The organism is Olsenella phocaeensis, assembly GCF_900120385.1.
Classification (GTDB): domain Bacteria; phylum Actinomycetota; class Coriobacteriia; order Coriobacteriales; family Atopobiaceae; genus Olsenella_I; species Olsenella_I phocaeensis.
Map to the genome: position 1 here is coordinate 1,599,606 of NZ_LT635494.1, position 22,019 is coordinate 1,621,624.

Annotated in this window: 21 protein-coding genes; 4 read left to right on the top strand and 17 right to left on the bottom strand. The window is 63.7% G+C overall.

Features of this window, described 5'->3' with window-relative positions; genetic code table 11:
• Nucleotides 1-318 precede the first annotated feature (318 nt).
• The 7 genes from BQ7388_RS07830 to BQ7388_RS07860 all read right to left on the bottom strand — a co-directional run bounded on the left by BQ7388_RS07830 (nt 319) and on the right by BQ7388_RS07860 (nt 7,249).
• Nucleotides 319-1,260 carry a transketolase family protein gene (locus tag BQ7388_RS07830; protein ID WP_009278160.1) on the bottom strand — a complete coding sequence of 314 codons (942 nt, stop codon included), beginning with the start codon at nt 1,258-1,260 and terminating at the stop codon, nt 319-321.
• 3 nt (nt 1,261-1,263) lie between these two features.
• Nucleotides 1,264-2,082 (bottom strand): transketolase, encoded by an 819-nt coding sequence (locus BQ7388_RS07835; RefSeq protein WP_072500193.1) that lies wholly within the window; start codon nt 2,080-2,082, stop codon nt 1,264-1,266.
• Between the two features lie 103 nt (nt 2,083-2,185).
• Entirely contained in the window at nt 2,186-2,869 is a 684-nt protein-coding gene (locus tag BQ7388_RS07840) for a transaldolase family protein (RefSeq protein ID WP_009278162.1), read from the bottom strand.
• An 89-nt stretch (nt 2,870-2,958) separates the two neighbouring features.
• A complete protein-coding gene (locus BQ7388_RS07845) occupies nt 2,959-3,819 on the bottom strand; it encodes an L-ribulose-5-phosphate 3-epimerase (RefSeq protein ID WP_062529305.1) in 861 nt (286 codons plus the stop codon).
• A gap of 72 nt (nt 3,820-3,891) precedes the next feature.
• Nucleotides 3,892-4,608 (bottom strand): L-ribulose-5-phosphate 4-epimerase, encoded by a 717-nt coding sequence (locus BQ7388_RS07850; RefSeq protein WP_200781451.1) that lies wholly within the window; start codon nt 4,606-4,608, stop codon nt 3,892-3,894.
• A gap of 100 nt (nt 4,609-4,708) precedes the next feature.
• On the bottom strand, nt 4,709-6,262 hold the full coding sequence (locus tag BQ7388_RS07855) for an FGGY-family carbohydrate kinase (RefSeq protein WP_072500194.1): 1,554 nt from the start codon (nt 6,260-6,262) through the stop codon (nt 4,709-4,711).
• A gap of 63 nt (nt 6,263-6,325) precedes the next feature.
• Entirely contained in the window at nt 6,326-7,249 is a 924-nt protein-coding gene (locus tag BQ7388_RS07860) for a sugar phosphate isomerase/epimerase family protein (RefSeq protein WP_072500195.1), read from the bottom strand.
• 277 nt (nt 7,250-7,526) lie between these two features.
• Between BQ7388_RS07860 and BQ7388_RS07865 the strand changes: the two genes are divergently transcribed.
• Entirely contained in the window at nt 7,527-8,459 is a 933-nt protein-coding gene (locus BQ7388_RS07865; RefSeq protein WP_072500196.1) for a ketopantoate reductase family protein, read from the top strand.
• Between the two features lie 58 nt (nt 8,460-8,517).
• Nucleotides 8,518-8,958, top strand: coding sequence for a PPC domain-containing DNA-binding protein (locus BQ7388_RS07870; RefSeq protein WP_072500197.1), 441 nt, complete (start codon nt 8,518-8,520; stop codon nt 8,956-8,958).
• Between the two features lie 24 nt (nt 8,959-8,982).
• Here BQ7388_RS07870 and BQ7388_RS07875 read toward each other — a convergent pair whose 3' ends face one another.
• The 5 genes from BQ7388_RS07875 to BQ7388_RS07895 all read right to left on the bottom strand — a co-directional run bounded on the left by BQ7388_RS07875 (nt 8,983) and on the right by BQ7388_RS07895 (nt 15,149).
• Nucleotides 8,983-9,435, bottom strand: coding sequence for a NanQ anomerase/TabA/YiaL family protein (locus tag BQ7388_RS07875; RefSeq protein WP_072500198.1), 453 nt, complete (start codon nt 9,433-9,435; stop codon nt 8,983-8,985).
• Nucleotides 9,436-9,472: 37 nt separating this feature from the next.
• Nucleotides 9,473-10,291 (bottom strand): hypothetical protein, encoded by an 819-nt coding sequence (locus BQ7388_RS07880; protein ID WP_072500199.1) that lies wholly within the window; start codon nt 10,289-10,291, stop codon nt 9,473-9,475.
• Between the two features lie 72 nt (nt 10,292-10,363).
• Entirely contained in the window at nt 10,364-12,502 is a 2,139-nt protein-coding gene (locus tag BQ7388_RS07885) for a hydantoinase/oxoprolinase family protein (protein ID WP_072500200.1), read from the bottom strand.
• Nucleotides 12,503-12,630: 128 nt separating this feature from the next.
• The gene (locus BQ7388_RS07890) at nt 12,631-14,019 is read right to left on the bottom strand and encodes a citrate transporter (RefSeq protein WP_072500201.1); all 1,389 of its coding nucleotides are present in this window, start codon (nt 14,017-14,019) and stop codon (nt 12,631-12,633) included.
• Nucleotides 14,020-14,336: 317 nt separating this feature from the next.
• Nucleotides 14,337-15,149 carry a GntR family transcriptional regulator gene (locus BQ7388_RS07895; RefSeq protein WP_072500202.1) on the bottom strand — a complete coding sequence of 271 codons (813 nt, stop codon included), beginning with the start codon at nt 15,147-15,149 and terminating at the stop codon, nt 14,337-14,339.
• Nucleotides 15,150-15,295: 146 nt separating this feature from the next.
• On the opposite strand from BQ7388_RS07895, the gene BQ7388_RS07900 reads away from it, so the two are divergent.
• The gene (locus tag BQ7388_RS07900; protein WP_072500203.1) at nt 15,296-15,787 is read left to right on the top strand and encodes a NanQ anomerase/TabA/YiaL family protein; all 492 of its coding nucleotides are present in this window, start codon (nt 15,296-15,298) and stop codon (nt 15,785-15,787) included.
• Between the two features lie 95 nt (nt 15,788-15,882).
• Here BQ7388_RS07900 and ulaG read toward each other — a convergent pair whose 3' ends face one another.
• The 5 genes from ulaG to BQ7388_RS07925 form a co-directional block, all read right to left on the bottom strand.
• Nucleotides 15,883-17,001 carry an L-ascorbate 6-phosphate lactonase gene (gene ulaG / locus BQ7388_RS07905; protein WP_072500204.1) on the bottom strand — a complete coding sequence of 373 codons (1,119 nt, stop codon included), beginning with the start codon at nt 16,999-17,001 and terminating at the stop codon, nt 15,883-15,885.
• Nucleotides 17,002-17,065: 64 nt separating this feature from the next.
• Nucleotides 17,066-18,127, bottom strand: coding sequence for a hypothetical protein (locus BQ7388_RS07910; RefSeq protein WP_072500205.1), 1,062 nt, complete (start codon nt 18,125-18,127; stop codon nt 17,066-17,068).
• 39 nt (nt 18,128-18,166) lie between these two features.
• Nucleotides 18,167-18,478: a PTS sugar transporter subunit IIB gene (locus BQ7388_RS07915; RefSeq protein WP_062529299.1), complete on the bottom strand. Its 312-nt coding sequence runs from the start codon at nt 18,476-18,478 to the stop codon at nt 18,167-18,169.
• A 112-nt stretch (nt 18,479-18,590) separates the two neighbouring features.
• On the bottom strand, nt 18,591-20,204 hold the full coding sequence (locus tag BQ7388_RS07920; protein ID WP_072500206.1) for a PTS ascorbate transporter subunit IIC: 1,614 nt from the start codon (nt 20,202-20,204) through the stop codon (nt 18,591-18,593).
• A 47-nt stretch (nt 20,205-20,251) separates the two neighbouring features.
• Nucleotides 20,252-20,716, bottom strand: a complete 465-nt coding sequence (locus tag BQ7388_RS07925; protein ID WP_062529296.1) for a PTS sugar transporter subunit IIA — start codon at nt 20,714-20,716, stop codon at nt 20,252-20,254.
• Between the two features lie 465 nt (nt 20,717-21,181).
• On the opposite strand from BQ7388_RS07925, the gene BQ7388_RS07930 reads away from it, so the two are divergent.
• Nucleotides 21,182-21,955 (top strand): DeoR/GlpR family DNA-binding transcription regulator, encoded by a 774-nt coding sequence (locus tag BQ7388_RS07930; protein ID WP_062529294.1) that lies wholly within the window; start codon nt 21,182-21,184, stop codon nt 21,953-21,955.
• Nucleotides 21,956-22,019: the final 64 nt, after the last annotated feature.

The window sequence follows — 22,019 nt, forward strand, 5'->3', positions numbered from 1 at the left end:
CACGTGGCGCGGCTCCGGCTGGGGGGCGGCGTCCTGCGCGGGCTCCTCGCCCGTCACGTCCGCACCCACCTCAGGGACCTGCGAGTCGGCGGGAGCCTGCTGCTCCAGCTCCTCGTCCCCCTGTCGCTCGCTGCTGCGAAAGTGGTTGGCCACAAGAGCTCCTTTTTCTACGTAGCGAAAACTGACAGATTCCGGTGCATTTTAGCAAATGGCCCCAAAGCCGCAGCTTAGGGGCCAGCCACCGCACATATAAAGCACGCTGTGGCCCCGACCCCTAGGGGCGCGGGACTACAGCCATGCCCATATGGCAGTCAGCTCCTAGTGGAGGAACTCCTCGACCTCGGCCTGGATGCCCCTTGCGTCCAGGCCATACTTGGCCAGCAGGTCCAACGCGGGTCCGGACTCGCCGAAGACGTCACGCACGCCGACCTTGCGGACGGGCGTGGGGCAACTCGCACTGAGCGCGTCGCAGACGGCGCTGCCCAGGCCGCCGATGACGGAGTGCTCCTCCACGGTGACGACCCTGCCGGTCTTCCTGGCCGAGGCGATGACGGTCTTCTCGTCGAGGGGCTTGATGGTGTGGATGTTCACGACCTCGGCGCTGACGCCCCTCTCCGCGAGCGCCTCGGCGGCCTCGAGCGAGGCGGCGACCATGAGGCCGCAGGCGACGATGGTGACGTCCGTCCCCTCTCGCTCGACGATGCCCTTCCCCAGCTCGAACTCGTAGCTGGCGGGGTCGTGGAAGACGGGGCCGGCGAGGCGCCCGAAGCGCATGTAGACGGGACCGTCCAGCTCGTAGGCGGCGCGGACGACCGCGCGCGCCTCGACGTCGTCGGAGGGGACGACCACGGTCATGCCGGGGATGGTGCGCATGAGGGCGATGTCCTCGTTGCACTGATGCGTGGCACCATCCTCGCCCACCGAGATGCCGGCGTGCGTGGCGCCGATCTTGACGTTGAGGTGGGGGTAGCCGATGGAGTTGCGCACCTGCTCGAAGGCGCGACCGGCGGCGAACATCGCGAAGGTGCTCGCGAAGGCGACGCGCCCGGTGGTGGCGATGCCGGCCGACACGCCCATGAGGTTGCCCTCGGCGATGCCCACGTCGAAGAAGCGGTCGGGGTAGGCCGCCTTGAACTTGCCCGTCTGGGTGGCGGCCGCGAGGTCCGCGTCCAGGACCACGAAGTCGTCGTGCTCGGCGCCCAGCTCGACGAGGGCCTCGCCGTAGCTCTGGCGCGTGGCGATCATCTTGGTGTCTGCCATCTGCTATGCCTCCTCGAGTTCTGCCATGGCCTGCGCGTACTGCTCGTCGTTGGGGGCCTTGCCGTGCCAGCCCACCTGGTTCTCCATGAACGAGACGCCCTTGCCCTTCACGGTGTGGGCGACGACGCAGCTGGGAGAGCCCTTGGTCTGGCGCGCCTCGGCGAAGGCGGCGCGGAGCTGGTCGAAGTCGTTGCCGTCGGAGACCTCGACCACGTGGAAGTTGAAGGCCCGGAACTTGTCGGCGATGGGCTGGGCGGAGTTGACCTCCTCGATCGTGCCGTCGATCTGGAGCCCGTTGTTGTCGACGATGAGGCAGAGGTTGTCGAGCTGGTGGTTGCCGGCGAACATCGCGGCCTCCCAGACCTGGCCCTCCTCGATCTCTCCGTCACCCAGCAGGCAGTAGGTGCGGTAGGAGTCGCCCCAGTGCTTGGCGGCGAGCGCCATGCCCACCGCCGCCGAGACGCCCTGCCCCAGCGAGCCGGTGGTCATGTCGACGCCGGGGGTGTCATTCATGTTGGGATGGCCCTGCAGGTGGGAACCGATGTGGCGCAGGGTCTCGAGGTCCCCCGTGGGGAAGAAGCCCCTCTGCGCGAGCGTGGCATAGAGGCCCGGCGCGCAGTGGCCCTTGGAGAGGACGAAGCGGTCGCGGCTGGCCTTGCGGGGGTCGGCGGGGTCGACGTCCATCTCCTCGAAGTAGAGGTAGGTGAAGATCTCGGTCGCGGAGAGCGACCCACCGGGGTGGCCCGACTTGGCGGCGTGCGTGCCGGTCAGGATCCCCTTGCGGACCTCCCTGGCTATGGTCTTGAGCTCGTCATTGCCCATGGCGTCTCCTTCTGTCGTCTTGTCTTGCCAAGGGGGGTGCGCCCCTCTCGGCTAAAAAAGTCCCGGCCGGCAGAGACGCCGACCGGGACCTGCTGGTGCTTTCCTACGCCTCTGCGGTGACCTTGGCCCAGTCTGCGGCAAAGAGCTCGAGGCCGCGGTCGGTGAGTGGGTGGTGCACGCACTTCTTGAGCGCGCCGAAGGGCACCGTGGCGATGTCGGCGCCAAGGAGCGCCGCCTGGGTCACGTGGTGCGGCGTGCGCACGGACGCGGTGATGATCTCTGGGCCGTCCTCCTCGTCCCAGTAGCCGTAGCTGTAGTTGTGGACGGCGTCGATCATCTCCTCCAAGTGGTCGAGGCCCTCGTCACCGATGTCGTCGAAACGGCCGACGAAGGGGCTGATGTAGCGGGCGCCGGCACGAGCCGCAAGCAGCGCCTGGGGAGCGGAGAAGACCAGGGTGCAGTTGACGCGAATCCCCTCCTTGGCCAGGGTGTGCATGGCGGGCAAACTTGCCTCGCAGATGGGGAGCTTGACCACGATGTTGGGTGCGAGAGAGGCAAGGCGACGACCCTCGGCGATCATGTCCTCGGTGGTCTCGGCGGTGGACTCTGCCGAGACGGGCAGGCCCTCGCAGATCTGGCAGATCTTGACCATGTGGCCCTCGAAGTCGGCGAGCTTTCCGCCGGTCTTGGCATAGAGGCTCGGGTTGGTGGTCACGCCAGAGAGGCAACCCCAGGACTCCGCCTCCTTGATCTCATCGAGGTCCGCGGTATCGACGAAGAACTTCATGAAGAGCTCCTTTCGACGCGCCCGCCAACGGGCGACTTCCACCGTACTTGAGCGAAGTGGCCAGATGGCACCATATTACAAGGGATAGCCTATCCCAGCTCTGCCATCGCGGCGTCGATCTTTTCGCGGACGAACTCGGATGCATGGGCCACGTCGTCCCTCCAGGCATCGGAGCCGAGGTACCACATCTCGCAGACGTAGCGACGAACCCCCTGGGGGACGAGCTGGGAGAGGGCGCCCTCGTAGTCGGTCGTACCCTGCCCGAAGAGCATGTCACGATACTTGCCCGCCTCGGTCGCCTTCATGTGAGCCGCGAAGATGTGCCCGGCGCCAGTCGCGATGTCATCCGCGACCGACTTGCCATAGATCAGCGAGGCATTGGTCAGGTTGCCCGCGTCGGGATAGACGCCCAGGAAGGGGCTGCCCACGAGGTCGACGTAGCACATGGCCTTCTCGACCGTGTCCATGAAGGGAGTCTCCATGGTCTCGAAGCCCATCACGACGCCCGCGCTGGCCGCCATCTCGGTTGCCTTGGCCAGGTTCTCGGCGAAGTACCTCTCGGAGTCGGCGTGAGCGTCCTCCTCGTAGTAGGCGTCGTAACCGGCCAGCTGGATGATGTGCAGGCCGAGGTCGCAGGCGAGGTCGAGCGCCTTGTCCATCATGACCAGGGCGTACTCGCGCTTCTTGGGGTCCTTTGCCCCGAGGGGCCACTTGCGGTGGCCCGAGAGGCACATGGAGCCCAGGGGCACGCCCGTGTTGCGCATGGCCTCGACCACCGCGCCCCTCTCCGCAGCAGTCCAGTCCAGGCGTGCCTGGCGGGCGTCGGACTCGTCGACCGAGATCTCCATGTAGTCGAACCCGGCCTCGGCAGTCACCTGGAGACGCTCCTCCCAGCTCAGGTCCTGGGGGGTCGCCTTCTCGTACAGTCCCAGCTCGTAGCTCTTGCCCATGGGGCTCCCTTCGTAGCGCCGCGGGACGGAGGCCCAGCCCCGCGGCCGGATGACATGCCCTTGCGCGACGCCCTACTTCCCCTGGCCGTAGTAGGCGTTGGGGCCGTGCTTGCGCATGTAGTGCTTGTCGAGCAGATACTGCGGGGCCTCTGCCTCCTTGACCGGCTTGCCCATCACGCCGCAGAGGGTCTCGGTGCGCAGGCCCATGAGCGCCGTCTCTTCCATCACCTTGGCGTGGTAGACAGCCTGCGCCGCGTCCTTGCCCCAGCTGAAGGGTCCATGGTTGCGCACGAGGCAGCCAGGCTGGGCGATGGGGTCCAGGGCCTCGAAGCCCTCGGCGATGACCTTGCCGGTGTTGAGCTCGTAGGCCTCCTCGATCTCTTCCTTGGTAAGGCCCCTCATGCAGGGGATGGAGCCATAGAAGTAGTCGGCCTGCGTGGTGCCGTAGCAGGGGATGGAACGACCGGCCTGGGCCCAGGCCACGGCGCAGTTGGAGTGGGTGTGGACGATGCCGCCGACCTTGTCTCCCCAGACCTTGTAGAGGTAGGCGTGGGTGGGCGTGTCGGAGGAGGGGTTGAGCTCGCCCTCCACCACCTTGCCATCGAGGTCGCACACCACGAGCTTGTCGGGCGTGAGCTCGTCGTAGTCGACGCCGGAGGGCTTGATCACGAACAGGCCGCTCTCGCGGTCGAGCTCGGAGGCATTGCCCCAGGTGAAGACGACCAGGTCGAACTTGGGAAGGTCCATGTTGGCCTCGTAGACCTTCTCGCGCAGTTCCTTGAGCATCATTGTGACCCCTCTCGTCGGGTTCCATGCTTCGGTCCGTCTCGGCAGCAGCCGTGGAGAACGACTCAATTCTAGCGCGGGGAGGACCCCGTGCCCTTTCCCGCTACGCCTTTGCCAGACCCTCGGCCTGTAGTTGGGCAAGCTCCTCCATCTGGGTCCAGAGGCCATCCAGGCAGTCGACCGTCCGCTGGTAGAGTCGGTACTTCCGGTCATAGACATTGCGGAGCCTCGCATTGGGCTCGAAGCGGCCGCCCACCTCGACCATGTTCCTCACGGCGTCGTCCATGCTTGCGTAGGCGCCCGTCGCCACGGCGCCTGCGATGGCGCACCCCAGGGCGCCGGCCTCGTCTGCCACCACGGTCTCGATGGGCGTCTGCATGACGTCGGCGAACATCTGGGCCCAGACCTTGGAGCGCGCGGCACCGCCCGAGAGCCTGATGACGCAAGGTGCGCTCTCGCGCGACGCGAGCAAGCGCTCGTAGTGCACGCGATGGCAGAAGGCTATGCCCTCGTACACCGCCCTTGCCATGTGCCTGCGCGTATGCGAGACGTTGAGCCCCACGAAGGCCGACTTGGCGTTGGGATGCGCGTTGGTGCCCATGAGGAAGGGCAGGAACACGGGCACGAAGGCATGTGGCCCAACGGACTCCACCCAGCCGTTCACCACGTCGTAGACGCTCGACCCGCTCGCCTCCGCAGCATCCGCGAGCTCGGGAAGCAGCTGGCGCACGAACCACTCGTTGTTTCCCGCCGAGGTTGAACTCGACTCCTCGACGAGGTAGTAGCCGGGCAGGCAGTAGAGCGAGTTCATGGCGACGCTGCCATCCACCACGGGGTCGCGCCTCACGTACTCGTTGATCGACCAGGTCCCCGCGATCATGCAGACGAGCTCCCCCGAGGTGACCCCGGAGGCCAGCGCGCAGGCGTCGATGTCAAAGAAGCCGCCCACCACCGGCGTGCCGGCGACGAGTCCGCAGGCGGCAGCGGCCTCTTCGCTCACGCCACCCGCGACCTCGTCGGAGCCGCAGAGGGGGGGAAGGGCGTCCCAGACCTCCGTGATGCCGAAGAGCTCGAGGAGCCGGTGGTCGTAAGCGCGGGTGCGCAGGTTCATGAGGTTGCTGCCCGAGTAGTCGGTGAGCTCTCCGCGGGCCTCCCCCGTCAGCCGGAAGCGAATGTAGTCCTTGCACTCGAAGACATAGCCCACGTTGGCATAGACCTCGGGCTCGTTGTCGCGGATCCAGGCGAGGAGCGCGGGAGGCTGGCAGCTCATGACGTGCTGGCAGGAGAGCTCGAAGGCCCTCTCCTCCGTGCCGCCCTCGCGCCAAGCGCCGACGTAGGCGAAGGCACGGTTGTCGGTCGAGGAGATGGCCCTGCGTGCAGGACGGCCGTCCCTGCCCCAGAGGTAAAGCCCCTTGCCGTGGCCACACACCCCCACGCTGGCGATCTCGCTGGCGTCCGCGCCAGAGCGTTCGACGACCTCGCGGACCACCGCGCAGTTGGCATCCCAGAGCTCGTCCATGTCGCGCTCCACGAAGTCAGGGCGTGGGGTGACGGAGGGCGTCGCGGCGGACGCCGAGCAGAGCTGCCGCCCCCTCTGATCGAAGAGGGCGGCCTTGGTGGTGGTTCCGCCGTTGTCCAGTCCCAGGTAGTAGCTCATCGGTCGCTCCTTCGCGTAGGCCAGGAAGGGCGGCCATGTAGACGGTCGCCCTTCCTGGGCAGACTAGTACTCCATGCCCGCTAGGTCGAAGCAGCGCTGCAGGAACTTGCGGGCGTGCTCCTCGACGAGCCAGAGGTGGGCTCCCGGGTATCCGTGGATCTCGACCGAGGCGTACACGTCGCTCACGCCCTCGGGCTTGTCGAAGGAGGCGACCTTGCTCACGATCTGGGCGCCGACCTCGGGGGTCAGGAAGCCGTCGGTCTGCCAATCGGGCTCGTAGGCGCAGTCCATGTGGAGGTCTCCGAAGCAAGGGTGCGTCACGTCGGTGATGGCGTCGCAGAGGTGGAACTGCGCCAGGTAGGGCGAGGCGAGTTCGAGGGACCTCATGAGGTCGATCCCGCCCAGGGCCTCATGCGCGCTGTCCCAGTGGATGTAGGCGTTGGCGCACTGCTCGTGAATGGGCTTGAACCAGACGACGTCCTCCTCCATGGGGCCGATGAGCTGCTTCTTGTACGCATAGCGGTCCAACGGCTCGATGGTCAGCTTGAGCCCCAGGCCGTCCAGGTGCTCGGCAAGCTCACAGACGGACTCAGAGAGCACGGCCTTGGCCAGGCCGCGCAGGGCCGCCCCGGGGTCGTCTCCGCTGGGGATGCAGATGTTGGTGTAGCCGCAGTCCGCCGCGTACTCCGAGAGCTGCTTCACCAGGGCGACGGCGCGCCTGCGGCCGGCCTCGTCCAGGTCGGCTAGGCTCAGGCCTTGCGCCTTCACGTAGGGGGTGACTGATGTGCCGCCAAAGAGGCCCTGGCCGTCGATGAGCGAGCGGATGGCCTTGCGGTTCTCGGCGTCGAAGAACACGGGGAGCTCCACGCCACGATAGAAGCCGAGGCTCGTGGCCTTGCGTGCCACCTCCAGCATGCGCGCCTCGTCGTACATGTAGGGCATGAACATCTCTAGCAGGTGGGCCGAAGTGAGAATCCTTTGTGACATGACTTCTTGCTCCTTTCGATCCTTCTGACATACCAGAGCGCACTAATCCGCAACGAACCGGTAGCTGGACACAGTCTGATTTCTGTACCGTCCCTGCTTGTTGTAAGACTTTGAACCAAGTGTAATATCAATTCGAGCTCATCTATATGAGCGGTCTAATATAGAGTTCAAACGGATATTTTTGGCGATTGCCCCTGCTTTTCATTGCCTGTTCAGCCATACTGATGTAGAGAGTTTTTTTCTTTGGTATTCCAGTACGTAAGGGAGAGGAGCCAAATTGAAGATCACAGTCATCGGCTGCGGGGCGATGGGCGGCCTCTACGGGGCCTATCTCAGCCGCAACAACGACGTCACCGTCCTGGACGTCGCCAAGGACAGCATCGACGCCATCAAGAGGGACGGCCTCGTGATCGAGGAGCCTGACGGAAGCTCCCAGGCCTACCATCCCAACGCCGCCACCAACACCGACGACATGGGTCCCCAGGACCTCGTGATCGTCTTCGTGAAGGCCATCTTCACCGAGTCCGCCCTCGAGGGCGACAAGAACCTCATCGGCCCCGACACCTACCTCATGACCCTGCAGAACGGCGGTGGCCACGAGGCGATCCTGAGCAAGTTCGCGGACAGGTCCCATGTGGTCATCGGCACCACGCAGCACAATGCCGCGCGCACCGGCGTCAACTCCGTGCGCCACGGCGGCAGCGGCAAGACCACCATCGGCGCCGCCGACGGTTCGGTCGAGAAGCTCGCCCCCATCGTGGAGGCCCTGAGCTCCTGCGGCCTCGAGGCCGGAACCGACTCGGACGTCCAGCGCCTCATCTGGAACAAGATCTTCACCAACGTCTCGGCCAGCGCGCTGACCGGCATCTTTCAGATGCCCCTGGGCTTCATCGCCCAGGACCCCAGCGCCTGGAAGCTCTGCCAAACGCTCGTCCGCGAGGCTGTCGACGTCGCCGCCGCCTCCGGCTATGACTTCGACTACGACCAGAAGCTCGCGGAGGTCCGCCACGTCTGCGAGGCGAGCCCCAAGGGCGTGACCAGCATCCAGGCGGACATCGCCGCCGGCCGCCGCACCGAGGTCGACACCATCAGCGGCTACGTCGTCTCCTGCGCGCACGAGCACGGGGTGCCCGCGCCGAGCCACGAGTTCGTGGTCTCAATGATCCATGCGCTCGAGGGCAAGGCGCGCCTGACAGCCGCCAACAACTAGTCCGATCCTGGCGGGCGGCAGAGATGCTGCTCGCCTTTTTAACGGGGGGAGGCGTTTCATGAGATGCTTCGAGTCGCCGGCTGGCGGAAGGGTCATGGTGGTGAGGCTCAACCGGGGCGACCTGCTGCGCGAGTCCATCGAGCAGGCGATAGCCGAACACAACATCAGTGACGGGTGCCTGGCGTGCGGCTATGGAACCCTGGACAACTGCACCCTGCACATGATCAACACCATCGAGGAGTTCCCCGCCCGGGAGGACTTCGTCAGCTGGAAGGGCTACCCCCTGGAGCTCGTCTCGATGACCGGGGTCATAGCCGACGGCGTGCCGCACATCCATGCGGTGGTGTCCGACAAGGGCAAGGCTACCGGCGGCCACCTGGAATATGGCTGCTCGGTCATTTACCTCGCCGAGATAGTGATCTACGAGCACGCGGGCATGTCCCTCACCCGCGAGTCGAGCGACTGGGGTCCCCTGGAGCTCGTGGAGCGCCAGGGGTAGCCCCGTCCCCTCCGTCGCATATGCCTAGCGACGGACCTTGACGACGACCTTGCGGATGGGCTCCGGGTCACCCACGGCGCAGCGGGGCTTGTGACCCTGCTCGGGAGGCACCACGACGAGGTCTCCGGGGTTGAGGATGACCTCGGAGCAGGTGGCGGGCTCCTCGTAGAAGCTGATGTCATTGGAGGGGTCCACCTCGACGGGCACGAGGCCGTCACGCTCCACGACGCCGAAGCGCTCGTGGCCGCTGATCACGTACTGCACGTCGTAGTAGACGTCGTGCGTCTCGAAGCGCAGGTCCTCGGCGGGAGCGGTGCTGTACTCCTGGACGTTGGCGATGACGTCGTCGCCGTCCACGGGATAGCTCCCCACCTTCACCGCATCAAGGTCAGTGGTCCTCAGCCACTCGTAGGCCTTCTGGAAGCGCTCGGACAGGTAGTCGTTCGAAGAGACGTTCTCGAGCTTGCAGGCAAGCATGTCGTTCCCTCTCTGTTGTTGGTCCTCTTCTTGCTAGCTAGTCATTCGCTGGCTGCCACTGCGTGGCCAGCTCGCCCTCCATGTCCTTGGGCTGGTATCCCATGACCTCCCTGTAGAGGCTGGTTCCCGCCATGGCGGAGTAGGAGTAGGTGAGAAGCACGTCGAGCACGTAGGGGCTGTAGGGCAGCCCCGTGAGCTCCTGCGCAAATGCCATCGCGCAGAGCTCGCTCAGGATCACGAGCCTGGATCGGTTGTGGAAGGGGCCGAAGCCCACGTCCACGCGATGCGTCTGGGACCAGACCTCGTCCGCATGGGAGAGCTCCACCAGGTGGTAGGCCTCATGCGCGACGAGAAGGGGCTGGGGACGAAGCCGCGAGCCCACCAACTCCCTCACCTCGGGCTTGTCGAGGAGCCCCTGTGCCTTGTCGAGCGCGTCACCGTACACGAAGATCTGGTCGGGCTCGACGAACTCGGCAAAGAGCACGCGGTCCTGGCCGTGGGGACGCTCCTCGAAGGCCACGCTTGCCCCAAGCCCACGTGCCACGTCCAGCGGGTCCGAGCTCCCCAGCTCCCCCGCGATGCGTCTCGCCCAGCTCGTGCCGCAGCCGTACGCGGCCTCCATCAGCTCCTTGCGCTGGACGTCATCCAGGCGGCCGTTAAGGGGCTCGCGCGCGAAGGCGTAGTCGCGCCAGTCGTCCCAGCCCAGGGCACAGACGTCTCGTGCGACGTCTTCGATGGGCGCGACGTCGAGGTCAGCCGGGATGGGACTGGCCCCGCTGTAGTCCTCCTCGCCGAAGAGCGTCTTCTTCACGGGACGGATGATGGCGTCGGTCCAACGCTTACGAGGGCCTTCCATGCTCTTCCTTCCGAGTCTGGCTTGCAAAGGGCCGCCCGGCTGGTCTCCGGGCGGCCCCGATTCTACGCTGCGCTACAGAAGGTCGTTCTTCTCGCAGATGACGATGACTTCCTCGTCCGGGTCGCGGTCATCCAGGTCGAGGCCCATCATGAGCTCGAGCTGCTCCAGGTTGATCGCGGAATAGTCGCAGACGCGCGGCCCCACGCAGATGAAGTAGTCGGGACGCATGACGCTGTCGGCGGTGAATACCGACGCCTCCTCCCAGAGGCGCTCGACCTCGTCCTTGTAGGCGGCGACCGTCGTGCGCGAGACCACGGCATTGGAGACCTGCACGCGGATGAATCCCTTCTTGTCCACCACGCGAACGGGCCTCTGCTCCTTCTTCTGTCCTTGGAAGACGAAGAAGTGCCCCGTCTTGTCGAGCAGGCCGATGTCGCTCACGCGCTTGCCGAAGTCCTCCGTCGCGAGCTCGAGTGCCTCGGGCTCGTCGACCTCCTTCTGGAGGTCGGTGGTCTTGACCTCGGTGGAGCCGGTGGCGATGGCGGTCACCTTGCCCGTGGTGCTGTCGATGTCGATGTGCACCTCGACGGTGTCGGGGTCGGCGCCCGAGCTGATCGCCTGGTCGACGGCCTCCTGCTTGATTGCGCGGATGTCATCCTGCATCGGGTTGGGCATGACGCGTTCGACGACGTCGCGGACCATGGCAAGGGCGACGCCGATGGACGAGATGACCTCCGCGTTCTCTGGGATGGAGTACTGCAGGCCCATCTTCTCGGCGCAGTAGGGCACCAGGGACGCGGCACCACCGCCGCAGCCGACGAGGCGCATGGCCTCGGCGTCGAGCTGGTACTTCTCCGCCAGGGCGTCGATGCAGGCCTTGACCTTCTCGTAGTCCTTGTCGAGAATCTTGGTCGCCAGCTCCTCGACAGTGATGCCCAGCCTGTCTGCCACGGGCTGCATCGCCTTGCGTGCCGATGCGACGTTGCCGTGGGCGAAGTACTTCTCGTCCACCAGGCCCAGCACATTCGCCGCGTCGGTGTTGGTGAAGCAAACCATCTTGCCATTGGACAGCTTGATCGCGACGTAGTCGTTGGGGTCGCCCTCCTTGGGGCTCAGCATCACGATCTGGGGGTCGACGATCTCTTCCTCAGGCGTGAAGCAGGCGTACTCGCAGCCGGCGATATGGGCGGAGCGGGGCCCCACGTCGATGACGTCGGAATCGCTGATGCGGACCATCGAGCCGCCAGCGCAGCCCAGGATACGCACGTCAAGCGAGCTGATGTAGGTGTCATGACCGCCTATGTTGGCATAGTCGACGCCAGGACGACCGTTCTTGATGACGCCGATGTTGGTGGTGGTTCCGCCGACCTCGAAATAGATGGCGTTGGACGCGCGCAGGTACATGAGCGAGCCCATGACCGACGCCGCGGGGCCCGAGAGCGCCGTCAGGATCGGACGCTTGCGCATCTCGCTGATCTCCATGACGCCGCCGTCGCCACGCATGATCATGAGGGGCACGGTGACGCCGGCCTCGCGCACGGAGCTCTCCGTCGCGTTGGCGGTGGCCATCATCTTGGGGAGAATCGCCGCGTTCATCGCCGCAGTGCGGGTGCGACGGGTGAGGCCATAGAGCTTCGTGATGTCCGACGCCATGGTGACGGGGAGGTCTCGAGCCTGGACGCGCTCCTGGATCCGCTGCTCCTCGGCCATGCTATCCACGCCGAAGGCCATGGAGGCCACGATGACCTCGGAGCCCGCACCCACGAGCTCGTCGAGGGCGGCGTCGATGGTGGCATCGGTGAGCTGCTTCTTCTTTATGAAGGTGGAGGTCACGGGAATCTTGCGGCCCACCTCCTCGTCCAGCATGATGTCACCCAGGTTGAGCTGGCGCTTTGCCAGGAGGCCCTCAAGGCCGCCTCCGGCGACGCCCACGATGCCCACGAAGGCGACGTCGCCCTCGATGAAGGCGTTGGTGGCCTGGGTAGTGGAGTGGGCGACGAAGACGACGTCCTCGGGCGCTATGTCGTTCTCGGCGAGGCAGTTGCGGAATGACGCGACGACGCCCGCCGCGACGCCCCTGGGGTCGTCGTGCGTGGTCTTCACCTCGTTCTTGCCGATGATCTTGTGGGTAAGGTTGTCGAGCGCGACGCACTTGGTGTAGGTGCCACCGACGTCGATGCCCATGCGGACGCTGCGGTGTCCTTCGCTCATTTTCTTCCTCCTGGGTTGTACGAGGCGGGCATGCCGGAACCAGGTCCCTGTGGCATGCCCGCCTTCTGGTGGACGGTCACGCTCTTGCGCTGGAGGCGCACGCGACCGGCTGTTGCCGTCTTACCTGCTTACACGAACCAGGCGGTGCCGAGGTTACTCATGGTGATGTAGGTCAGCACGAAGAGCAGGGTGCCGCCGATGTACAGGGTCGGGACGGAGAGGCGCAGGAAGTCCTTCGACTCGACCTTGGTGTACGAGAGGCCCCAGGCGGTCCAGCTCTGCGTGATGCAGGAGCCCAGGTTGCCGGTGATGGTGGGGATGGCGAACACGCAGTACATAAAGGGCACGGAGAAGCTGGAGACGTTCTTCAGGACGCCGAGGGTCGCGGCGCCGCAGCCGACGAGGGTCAGCGGGCCACGGAAGAGGCTGAAGAACAGGAGGACGGTGAAGAGCACGCAGATCATGAGCGGCGAGGTGGGGATGATGGGCCCGAGCACGGCGCTGAAGTACGGGGAGGCGTACTTGGCGACGGTGTTGAACATGGGCAGGCAGACCAGGAAGCCGACCATGGGGGCGGTGTCGACGGTGCCGTCGTACATGAGCTTGTTGAGGTACTGGATGTTCTCGCGGAAGCCCTTGTCAAACTTGCCGCAGAAGAAGAGGGCGAGCAGGCCCGCGAGCAGGAAGCCGCCGATGACCGAGAAGTTGAAGGCGATGTTGAGGATGACGGGGACGAGCGGGAGGATCAGGGTGTAGCCAGGAGCGTCCTTGCGGGCCTGAGGTGCGGCCTGGGCTGCCCAGGCGTGGCTCTTCTTGCTGCCGCGGAGGTAGATGGCGGTCATGACGATGGAGACGACGACCATGATCGCGGTCGCGGCATAGCCCCACTGGTGCGCGTACCAGCCAAAGGTGAAGTCGGGAAGCTCGCTGGGGTCGATCACGAAGGCGCGGTACTGGGCAAAGAACACGGGGTTCAGGTAGCTGCCGGCACCGACGGACGCGATGAAGGTGAAGAGCGAGATGGCCTTGGGGATGCCCAGGGACATGAGGATCGGCAGGACGATGACGCCCACGGCCATGACAGGGCCGGCGCCGGTCATCGAAGTGAAGATGATGGCGGTCACGACGTCCAGCAGGATGACGGTGATGAGGGGCTTGTCACCGCCGAGCTCGACCGTCTTGCGGATGATGGTGCCCGCGATGCCGGTGTCCATGAGGACGCGGCCAAACCAGGCGCCGAAGAGGAAGTTGATGAGGATGGTACCCCAGCCCTCGGGACCGGACTGATAGACGGTGTTCAGCACCTTGACGAGGCTGGTGTCGGTGCCGGCTCCGAACTGGAGGACGGGGTTGGCCTCGATGAACGCCGGGGAGGCGCCGAGGGTGCCGAGGAGAGACAGGACGAGCCAGAGCGTGGCCATCGTGAGAAAGCCCGCCATGAGGTTGTAGCCTTTGACGCAGTAGAACGCAAAGCCGAAGAACGATGCAATCAGAAGTAGACCAATCGCGAATTCCATGTGCACTCCCTTTCCAAGAACGCTGGAACGACCTAAAGACCCGCTCCCCCTTCTCCCGAGCACCGTCGTGCGTCTTGCTGCCACCTCTGCGGGACAACACGTGCCGGTCAAATGCCTGACAGATACGAACGATATCTGGAATATTAGTTTTTGCTAGATAGAAAATTCACAACTTATTCTAGTTCGAAACACGAAAGGTCAATATTCCGCCGCGAACGGCAGGAATCTGGATGAAATAGCCCCTCTCGTCTTCACAACCTTTGGGTGAGAGGGGCGCTTGTGACCAAATTGTTGTATTTCTTTTTTTCCGCGGCCTCCTATTGCTCCGTATCCCCGGGAACGGGACCAAAGTCAAAGAAGTCCGGATGGTCGACGACCATCTGGTTGAAGTAGTCCACGTAGTGGTTGAGGTGGCCGTACACGAAGGTATAGATTTGGTCCCGAGTGAGCCGCGTGCCAAACGAAAGCCTCTTGTAGAGGTCAACATGGTCGCGATAGATGGAGCCGAGGTCGCTCAGGCCGTACACGAGGCCAAGGAAACGCACGCGATTGTAGTGGGTGGCGGCAGCCTGGATCGACCGCCAGGTGAACTCCATGCCCGAACCCTCGAACACCATGCGATGGAACTCGTCATCAAGGGTCGCGAACTGATATACGTCCACCTCCTCGACCTCCATGACCTCGCGTTGGCGCATGAGGCACTCCCCCAGACGAACGATGTAGTTGCTGGGCAGGCGGCCGGCCATCCTGTTGAGCGTCGCCGCCTCGACGTCCGTCCTGAGCAAGGACCCCTGACGCATGGCGCTTACGTTGATGCGCGAGATGTGTGTGGCGCTCTGGGGCGCCACGTCCACGAGCAGCTGCTCGCGAAGGATGCCCACCGCCTGGTGCACAGGCGTCTTTGACACCCCAAGGCGCTTGGCGACGGACGCTTCCCTCAGGAGCGCCCCGGGCTGCATGTGAAACATGAGTATGTTGTAGCGAAGGGTGCGATACGCGTAGTCGAAGTTCGTCTCGCCTTCGATCTGGGACAGCACCTTCATGCTCGCCGCCGCGTCATCGCCCCCGCGTCGGGCGAGCTTGGCAGATTCCGCCTCGGAGACGGCCTGCGCGATGCCTATTTCCACCATATGGCCTACCATTCGCGTGCTTCTGCGGGTGTTTATGGTCGTACTCATGCAGAATATCAGACAAGGGTCAACGACCCGTAAGAGCCTTTACCCACTGTCTAATCTGGCGTAACTGTAATATTTCAATTATTGGAGAGGAGCTCAACATGCTTTGCGGAAACGTGAACGAGCAGCCCGCTTGCTGGGCAACGTACCCCGAGCCCATTCGCCGCGCCCTCGGCATCCTTGCCTCAGGGGTGCCCGCAGCCTGCGAGCCTGGCGTCTACCATCTGGACGGCGACCGGATGATCATGCAGGTAATCGAACAGGAGACCCATCCCCGTGAAGAGCTGAGACCCGAGTCCCACCGCAGATACATCGACGTGCAGTTCCTCGCCGCCGGCGGACCAGAGCTCATGGGCTGGTATCCAGACCTGGGCAACGATGTGCCCGACGAAGACCTCCTGGACACCCCGCGTGACATCTGCTTCTGGAAGGAGAACCCCAACTCCCATGAGAGCAGGCTCGACATGCAGCCGGGCGGCTACGCCATCTTCTTCCCATGGGACATGCACATACCCGCCATCCAGGCGTCAGAGTCCCCCGCCAAGATCAAGAAGATCGTCATCAAGGTTGAGCTCGCAAGCTGCGTGGGATAGCCATCCTGCAGGGCATGCCCTCTCGCCAAAAAAGGACCCCGGGCGCAGCCAACGCCCGGGGTCCTTGCTAGGCAGCAGTGCCTACGTGGGCTTCGTTACAGGACGGAACGATACGGCACGTTGGGCTCGTGGTCGAAGCAGTCATGGAAACCACGGTCGTACATGTACTCCTTCTTGCCCTTGTCGAGGGGGTACGTGTAGTCTCCGCCCACCTGCCAGTAGTAGGGATGGAAGCTGTAGTTGAGGCGCTCCTTGCGCATCTGGTACAGGACCTCAATCTCGCGCTGGTCGGCCATGAAGTTGGTCCAGACGTCCCAGTGGATGGGGATGACGACCTTCGCCTGCAGGGCCTCGGCCATGCGCAGGATGTCGGACGCCTCCATCTTGTCCTGCATGCCGAGCGGGTTGCAGCCAAAGGACCCAAAGGCCACGTCGACGCCACCGTACTCCTTCATGATGTCCTTGCCGTGCTTGGCGAAGTAGATGGAGTAGTGGGAGTCGCCGCTGTGGTAGATGTTGCCACCGGGGGTCACGAGCAGGTAGTTGACGGCCTTCTCGTCCATGTCCATCGGGCACTTGCCCCAGAGGTCCTCGCGGTCGGGGCCAGTGGAGTCGGTCGTGGTGATGCAGGTGCGATCGAAGGAGTCCATGACGACGATCTCGAGGTCCTTGATCTTGATCTTGTCGCCGGGCTTGACGACGGTGATGCGGTCCTCGGGGACGCCCCACTTGCGCCAGAAGTCAGCGGACTTCTCGGGCCCGATGAACGGCACGGGAATCTCGTTGCCGTTCTCGTCCGTGGTGGTCATGCCGGACTGGATGACATGCGCGGCCCACTCCTTGGACATGTGGTCCTGGTGGTAGTGGGTGGCCAAGACGGCGTCCACGTGGTGGAAGCCGAAGGGGTCGAAGACATAGGGGATGTTGCGCAGGTTGGGCTGCATGGCACGGCAGCCGGCCATGTTGGCCATCTGGTGGCCGACCTTCATCTTGCCGTCGCCGTGGGTGCGCTTGCCGTTGCCCGTCCACAGGTCAATGGTGATGTTGGCGTTGCCGGGGGTCTTGACCCACATGCCGGTGCAGCCGAGCCACCACATCTTGACGTTGCCCTCGGGAACGACTGCGTTCTCGATGTCCTCGTTGAGCCAGGTCCCCCACTCGGGGAAGGTGCTCATAATCCAACCCTCGCGAGTGACGTCATCGATTGCGGACATTCTTACCTCCTTGTTGTGTGTATGCCACCCGGCGATTGGCCGGGTGGCATGGTTGGGCGTGACGCTAGGCGCGCACGGTGTAGAGCGCGGCCTCGTCCGTCTCGCGGTTGGTGGAGATGATGTGGTCCACGCCCTCGGAGTCCCTGAAGACCCAGCAGTTCGCGGGCCCGCGGTCGTGGTCGATGACTTCGACCTCGTACTCGCCGTCCTCGAAGTGGAGCCTGAGGAGGTCGCGCTCGTCCTTGCGGTTGCCGATGACGGCGCACTTGCTACCGCAGAGGTCACCCGACCAGATGGCGTGGAGGAAGCCGCGCTTCTGGGGGTCAGTCCACACGAGCTCGTACTTGTCCTCGACGTCGGTCTCGTGCCACACGGAGAGCGTATCTCCATGGAACTTCGAGATCGTCACGATCTCGTCCTTGCCATCACCGTCCAGGTCGATGGGAGTCATGTCGCTCGTGGGCTGAACGACGAGGCACCTGACCGTCCAGTCCTCGCCGTCGCTCGCGGGCGGAACGTAGCGAAACACGCCGGCGGCAGTGCCGACGAGCGCGAAGGAGCCGTCAGGGGCGGAGTAGAAGCCGTGGTTCTGCAGCTGGTAGTCGGCGAGGCAAGTCAGCTCAAGCTGGTGTTCCTCGTCGTAGTCCTCCAGGCGCTCGGGCAGCTTCGCGACATACACGGCGCCAGGAACGAGCCAGTCGTCCTTCACCCCGTTACGACAGGCGCTCTTGATGGTGCAGGCGAAGAGCCACTTCTGGCCATCGGCACCCGTGAGCACGCCAAAGCGGTGGACGTAGGGCAGGTCGCAGATTACGGAGCGCTTCCAGCTGCCGTCAACCTGCTTGGTGTAGCTGACGATCTTGGCGTCATCGGCACCGAAGTTGGGCGAGAAGAACTGGTAGGTCGCCATGAGCTGGTCACCGCGCCCGGGGGTCTGCATGACGGTCATGACCCCTCCGGGGCCGTCGCACACGTTCTCGTGCGCATTGCCGTCCAGGTCGAAGCGACGGATGGGACCGTCCTTCTCGGTCGCGACCACGAAGCCCTCGAAGTCGTCGGCGTCAAACATGCCGATGGCGTAGCACTTGGGCATGTCGGTTGCCAGAATCTTCTTTTCGTAGTTCATACTGTGCAGCTCCCAGCTGTTTGGATTGGGCGAGGCGTCCTACTTGGCGAACTTCTTGTCGAGGCCGTTCTCGACGAACTTCTCCTCGACCTCCTTGTCAGAGAGGACGTTCTTCAGGGGGATGCAGACGACCTTGCCAGAGGCCTTCACGGCATCGAACATGTTCTCGAAGTTGCGGGGGAAGCAGACGACATCGAAGTTCTTGGCGGTCGAGGTGCCCTCGGCGAGGGCGCAGTGATGGACCTGGGTCACGTCCATGCCGAGCTTGTTGGCAACGCGCTCGACGGTGAGCTGCATCATCAGGGAAGTGCCGGAGCCGTTCGCGCATGCGCAGAGAATCTTTGCACCCATCGTAAAGTTCCTTTCTGTTGGTCCCACTCTTTGGATGTTGCCCCACGTGCCTGATGGTGCGCGGGGCAAGGTTCCGGTCCGGCGGTTCGGCCCGTCGGACCGGAGTGAAGCCTTATGCAGAGACGGACTCGCCCTTGGCCTTATCGCGGAGCTCGACATACTTGTCGTAGTCCTCGACCTCGAGGAAGTACGCGCTCTTGCCGTTCTCGTCCTTGGGGGCGAAGTGGTACTGGAGCTGCGGGATGGCGATGAGGATGAGAGCCACGACCGCGACGCCGGCCCAGCTGAGGTAGTGCATGATGACCGTGAACGCAGGCCACACGACCGCCCAGTCGAACATGCCCAGGTAGCCGCCGAACTGGTACATCTGGACCCAGGAGGCGATGGCGGCGGAGCCGAAGACCTGGCAGAGGCCGCAGATGAACGGAATGATCAGGCAGGCCTTCAGGCCACCCTTGTTGTTGGCATAGACGCCCAAGGTGGCGTTGTCGAAGAACAGGGGCACGAAGCCTGCGATGACCAGCACGGGGCTCTTGGCCAGGATCAGCACCGCGATGGCGATGAACTGACCGACGGCGCCGGCCATGAAGCCCAGGGTCACGGCGTTGGTGGAGCCGAAGCCAAAGGTGACGGCGCAATCGACGCCGGGCACGGAGCCCTTGATGAGCTTCTGGGTGATGCCCTGGAAGGAGGCGGTGAGCTCGGCAACGAAGGTGCGGACGCCCAGCTGCAGGATGGTCAGGTACACCGCGAACTGGAAGCAGTTGTAGAGGACGTAGAAGAAGAAGTCCTTGCCGGGCTTGAGGGCGGCGTTACCGGTGAGCAGGAAGGCCTTGTCGGTCTGTGCGGGGTCGGAGAGCTTGATCAGGAACTCGGGCCCGATGACGCACAGGATGATGCCGAAGAAGAGCGTCATGAGGATGGCGGTCGAGACCATGTTCTCGTTGAACATGGAAAGCCAGCCGGGAAGCTCGATGTCCTCGAGCTTCTTGTCGAAGACGGACTCCTTGCCAGGGTTCTTGGCACGACGAGCATCGTCACGCTTCGCCATCCAGCCGGCAGCCTTGGAGGCCAGGAAGATGCCGAACATCTGCTGGTGGCCGATGGAGAAGCCGGCGCCCTCGGTAAGCTCCTGGGTCGGGCCGATGGTGATGTTGGAGCCGACGGCCCAGTAGAGGCCGAGGAGAATCGTCATGACGACCAGCGCGGGACCACTCATGAGCTGCGGGAAGCAGAACATGATGAGCCAGAGGGCGGTCGCCGCCTGCTGCACCTGGACGTTGCCAGTGGTGAAGATGGCGCGCATCTTCGTGTACTTCTTCAGGGCCACGAGGGTGATGTTGAGGATGTACGCGAAGAGAAGGAGCAGCATGTACTGTGAGATGTTGGCACCCATCAGGAAGCTGACGGAGGCGTTGCCCTCGGCAGCGGCCTTGACGCCCGCGTCGACGGCATTGTTGCCGAAGTAGGGGTCGATGACCATGGCCTGCAGGCCAAAGCGCTGGCCAAGGCCGACGGTGACGGGGCGGAACGCCGACACGAGGCCGCCGGAGCCAACCTGGAGGATCATGTAGCCGACGGAGGCCTTGATGAAGCCCGCGATGACCTCATACCACTTCTTGCCCAGCAGGGCATAGCCCACGATGACGATGAGACCGATGATCCAGGCAGGCTGAGACAGAATGGTGCTGGCGAACCAGTTGACCGCTGCCATCAATATGTCCATTTCCTCTCCTAACTAAAAACCGGTGTTGCCTTGGGGCGTGGGGAGAATTACTCGTCCCCGGCAAGCGCGTCGATCTCGAGAAGCTCCTCGGGGCTCTGGATGTTCTTGAGCCTCTCGACCACCTCTTCGTTCGACATGATCACGGCGAGATGCTGCATGTTCTGCAGGTGGGACTCGGCATCGACGTCGCTGAGCGTAAAGAACGCCTGGGCAGTGGTGTCTGGGTCGTCCTCCGCGCCGAAGTGCACGGGCTCCTTGACGCGCATGAAGCCAATGGCGGAGCGGTTGGTTCCGACGGCGCCCTCCATGGCGTGCGGCATCGCGAGACCGGGAAGGAGGACGATGTAGGGACCATGGTCCTCGACGTTCTTGATCAGGCAGTCCGCGTACTCGGGCTCGACGCTGCCATCCGCGATCAGGGGCTTCACGCCCTCACGAAGGGCGTCCCTCCACTCGAGGGGGCCGTCGACGAGGGTGTAGCGCTTGAGCTCGTAAAGCTGGCGAAGTAGCATTTCTTGCACCCCCCTTCAGAGCACTCGTAGCTGCGCAAACGAGGGGTGGACATGGCATGCCCCTCTGCTGTCAGGAGAATTATATGCCTTTTCTGAATTTTGCCGTACCTGAATTTATGTTTTGAACGATTTTATCTTTCTTTTTTATCGTTTAAATGTTCTAATCGTTCATATATAAGGACTCCAAAACATGTAGCTGCGATTTACCTATTTGAGAAGCTGGGACACATCCTTTGGGGGCGGGGGTAAGGCAATGGCGAGCGGCTTGTTTTTTGGGTGTGAGCGGCAACTTGAAATCTTTCGAATTACCCTTGTTTAACTGGTATTTCGCGATGATTGACCAAGCTCTTCCCTTGCACGGCATCCAATCACAGGCAGACTTCCTCGTCCAGCCTGCACTTTTTCTCGGCTTGTAGGATACTTTGATTGATTTGAACGCTTTAAGCAGTCTGAGGAGATGAGAAGATGAGCAGGAGTGGCTCCCTGGTAGACCACCGCCGCAAGGCAATCATCGACTATCTGACGGTCACCGGCAGGTGCCGCATCGCTGACCTCGCCGTGCGCTTTGGCGTCTCGCCTCTCACCATCAGGCGCGATCTCGACGAACTCGAAGGCCAGGGTGTCGTGCACCGTAGCTATGGCATCGCAGAGATCGCAGACCCCTTGGGAAGCCCCATCAGCTCGCGCATGGTCATGGCGAAGCGCAGCATTGCTCGGGCGGCAGCCCAGCTTGTGGAGGATGGCGACACGGTCTTTGTGAACACCAGCTCCACCGCGCTGGCAGTGCTCGAGCACATCAGGGCCGAGAACGTCACCATCGTCACGAACAATGGCAAAGCCCTGCAGGCACGGCCGTCCTCGTCCATCTCCGTCATCCTCACCGGCGGGGAGATTCGCCTCCCCAAATGGTCGATGGCGGGTGAGTTTGCCCTCGACAGCATCTCGAAGGTGAGCGCGGCAAAGGCGATTCTTGGCTGTTCGGGCCTCTCCGCCGAGGAGGGCCTGACGACCTTGGTTTCCCATGAGACCAGCATCAACGCCCTCATGCTCGAGAGGTCGGAGCGACACATCATCGTGGCGGACAGCGGCAAGCTAGGGGCCAACTCGAGCTTCTGCTACGGCAGCCCCTCGCAGGTCGACACTCTTGTGACGGACGCGTCCGCCAATCCTTCGCTGTTGGAGTCCCTCCTGGATGCCGGCGTTGGCACCATGATGCGCGTCGAGGTGCAGAACGACTAGGCGCCACTCCTCGTCGCACTCCTCTTGACCCCTCAACATAGGGCAGGGTCCCGATCGCAAGCAA

Excerpts from the sequence above, each read along its gene's own strand:
- BQ7388_RS07840 (WP_009278162.1), bottom strand. The coding sequence starts at position 2,869 with ATGAAGTTCTTCGTCGATACCGCGGACCTCGATGAGATCAAGGAGGCG.
- BQ7388_RS07910 (WP_072500205.1), bottom strand. The coding sequence starts at position 18,127 with ATGAACTACGAAAAGAAGATTCTGGCAACCGACATGCCCAAGTGCTAC.
- BQ7388_RS07885 (WP_072500200.1), bottom strand. The coding sequence starts at position 12,502 with ATGAGCGAAGGACACCGCAGCGTCCGCATGGGCATCGACGTCGGTGGC.
- BQ7388_RS07830 (WP_009278160.1), bottom strand. The coding sequence starts at position 1,260 with ATGGCAGACACCAAGATGATCGCCACGCGCCAGAGCTACGGCGAGGCC.
- BQ7388_RS07930 (WP_062529294.1), top strand. The coding sequence starts at position 21,182 with ATGAGCAGGAGTGGCTCCCTGGTAGACCACCGCCGCAAGGCAATCATC.
- BQ7388_RS07835 (WP_072500193.1), bottom strand. The coding sequence starts at position 2,082 with ATGGGCAATGACGAGCTCAAGACCATAGCCAGGGAGGTCCGCAAGGGG.
- ulaG (WP_072500204.1), bottom strand. The coding sequence starts at position 17,001 with ATGTCCGCAATCGATGACGTCACTCGCGAGGGTTGGATTATGAGCACC.
- BQ7388_RS07875 (WP_072500198.1), bottom strand. The coding sequence starts at position 9,435 with ATGCTTGCCTGCAAGCTCGAGAACGTCTCTTCGAACGACTACCTGTCC.
- BQ7388_RS07925 (WP_062529296.1), bottom strand. The coding sequence starts at position 20,716 with ATGCTACTTCGCCAGCTTTACGAGCTCAAGCGCTACACCCTCGTCGAC.
- BQ7388_RS07920 (WP_072500206.1), bottom strand. The coding sequence starts at position 20,204 with ATGGACATATTGATGGCAGCGGTCAACTGGTTCGCCAGCACCATTCTG.
- BQ7388_RS07845 (WP_062529305.1), bottom strand. The coding sequence starts at position 3,819 with ATGGGCAAGAGCTACGAGCTGGGACTGTACGAGAAGGCGACCCCCCAG.
- BQ7388_RS07855 (WP_072500194.1), bottom strand. The coding sequence starts at position 6,262 with ATGAGCTACTACCTGGGACTGGACAACGGCGGAACCACCACCAAGGCC.
- BQ7388_RS07900 (WP_072500203.1), top strand. The coding sequence starts at position 15,296 with ATGCTTTGCGGAAACGTGAACGAGCAGCCCGCTTGCTGGGCAACGTAC.
- BQ7388_RS07890 (WP_072500201.1), bottom strand. The coding sequence starts at position 14,019 with ATGGAATTCGCGATTGGTCTACTTCTGATTGCATCGTTCTTCGGCTTT.
- BQ7388_RS07850 (WP_200781451.1), bottom strand. The coding sequence starts at position 4,608 with ATGATGCTCAAGGAACTGCGCGAGAAGGTCTACGAGGCCAACATGGAC.
- BQ7388_RS07915 (WP_062529299.1), bottom strand. The coding sequence starts at position 18,478 with ATGGGTGCAAAGATTCTCTGCGCATGCGCGAACGGCTCCGGCACTTCC.
- BQ7388_RS07895 (WP_072500202.1), bottom strand. The coding sequence starts at position 15,149 with ATGGTGGAAATAGGCATCGCGCAGGCCGTCTCCGAGGCGGAATCTGCC.
- BQ7388_RS07880 (WP_072500199.1), bottom strand. The coding sequence starts at position 10,291 with ATGGAAGGCCCTCGTAAGCGTTGGACCGACGCCATCATCCGTCCCGTG.
- BQ7388_RS07870 (WP_072500197.1), top strand. The coding sequence starts at position 8,518 with ATGAGATGCTTCGAGTCGCCGGCTGGCGGAAGGGTCATGGTGGTGAGG.
- BQ7388_RS07860 (WP_072500195.1), bottom strand. The coding sequence starts at position 7,249 with ATGTCACAAAGGATTCTCACTTCGGCCCACCTGCTAGAGATGTTCATG.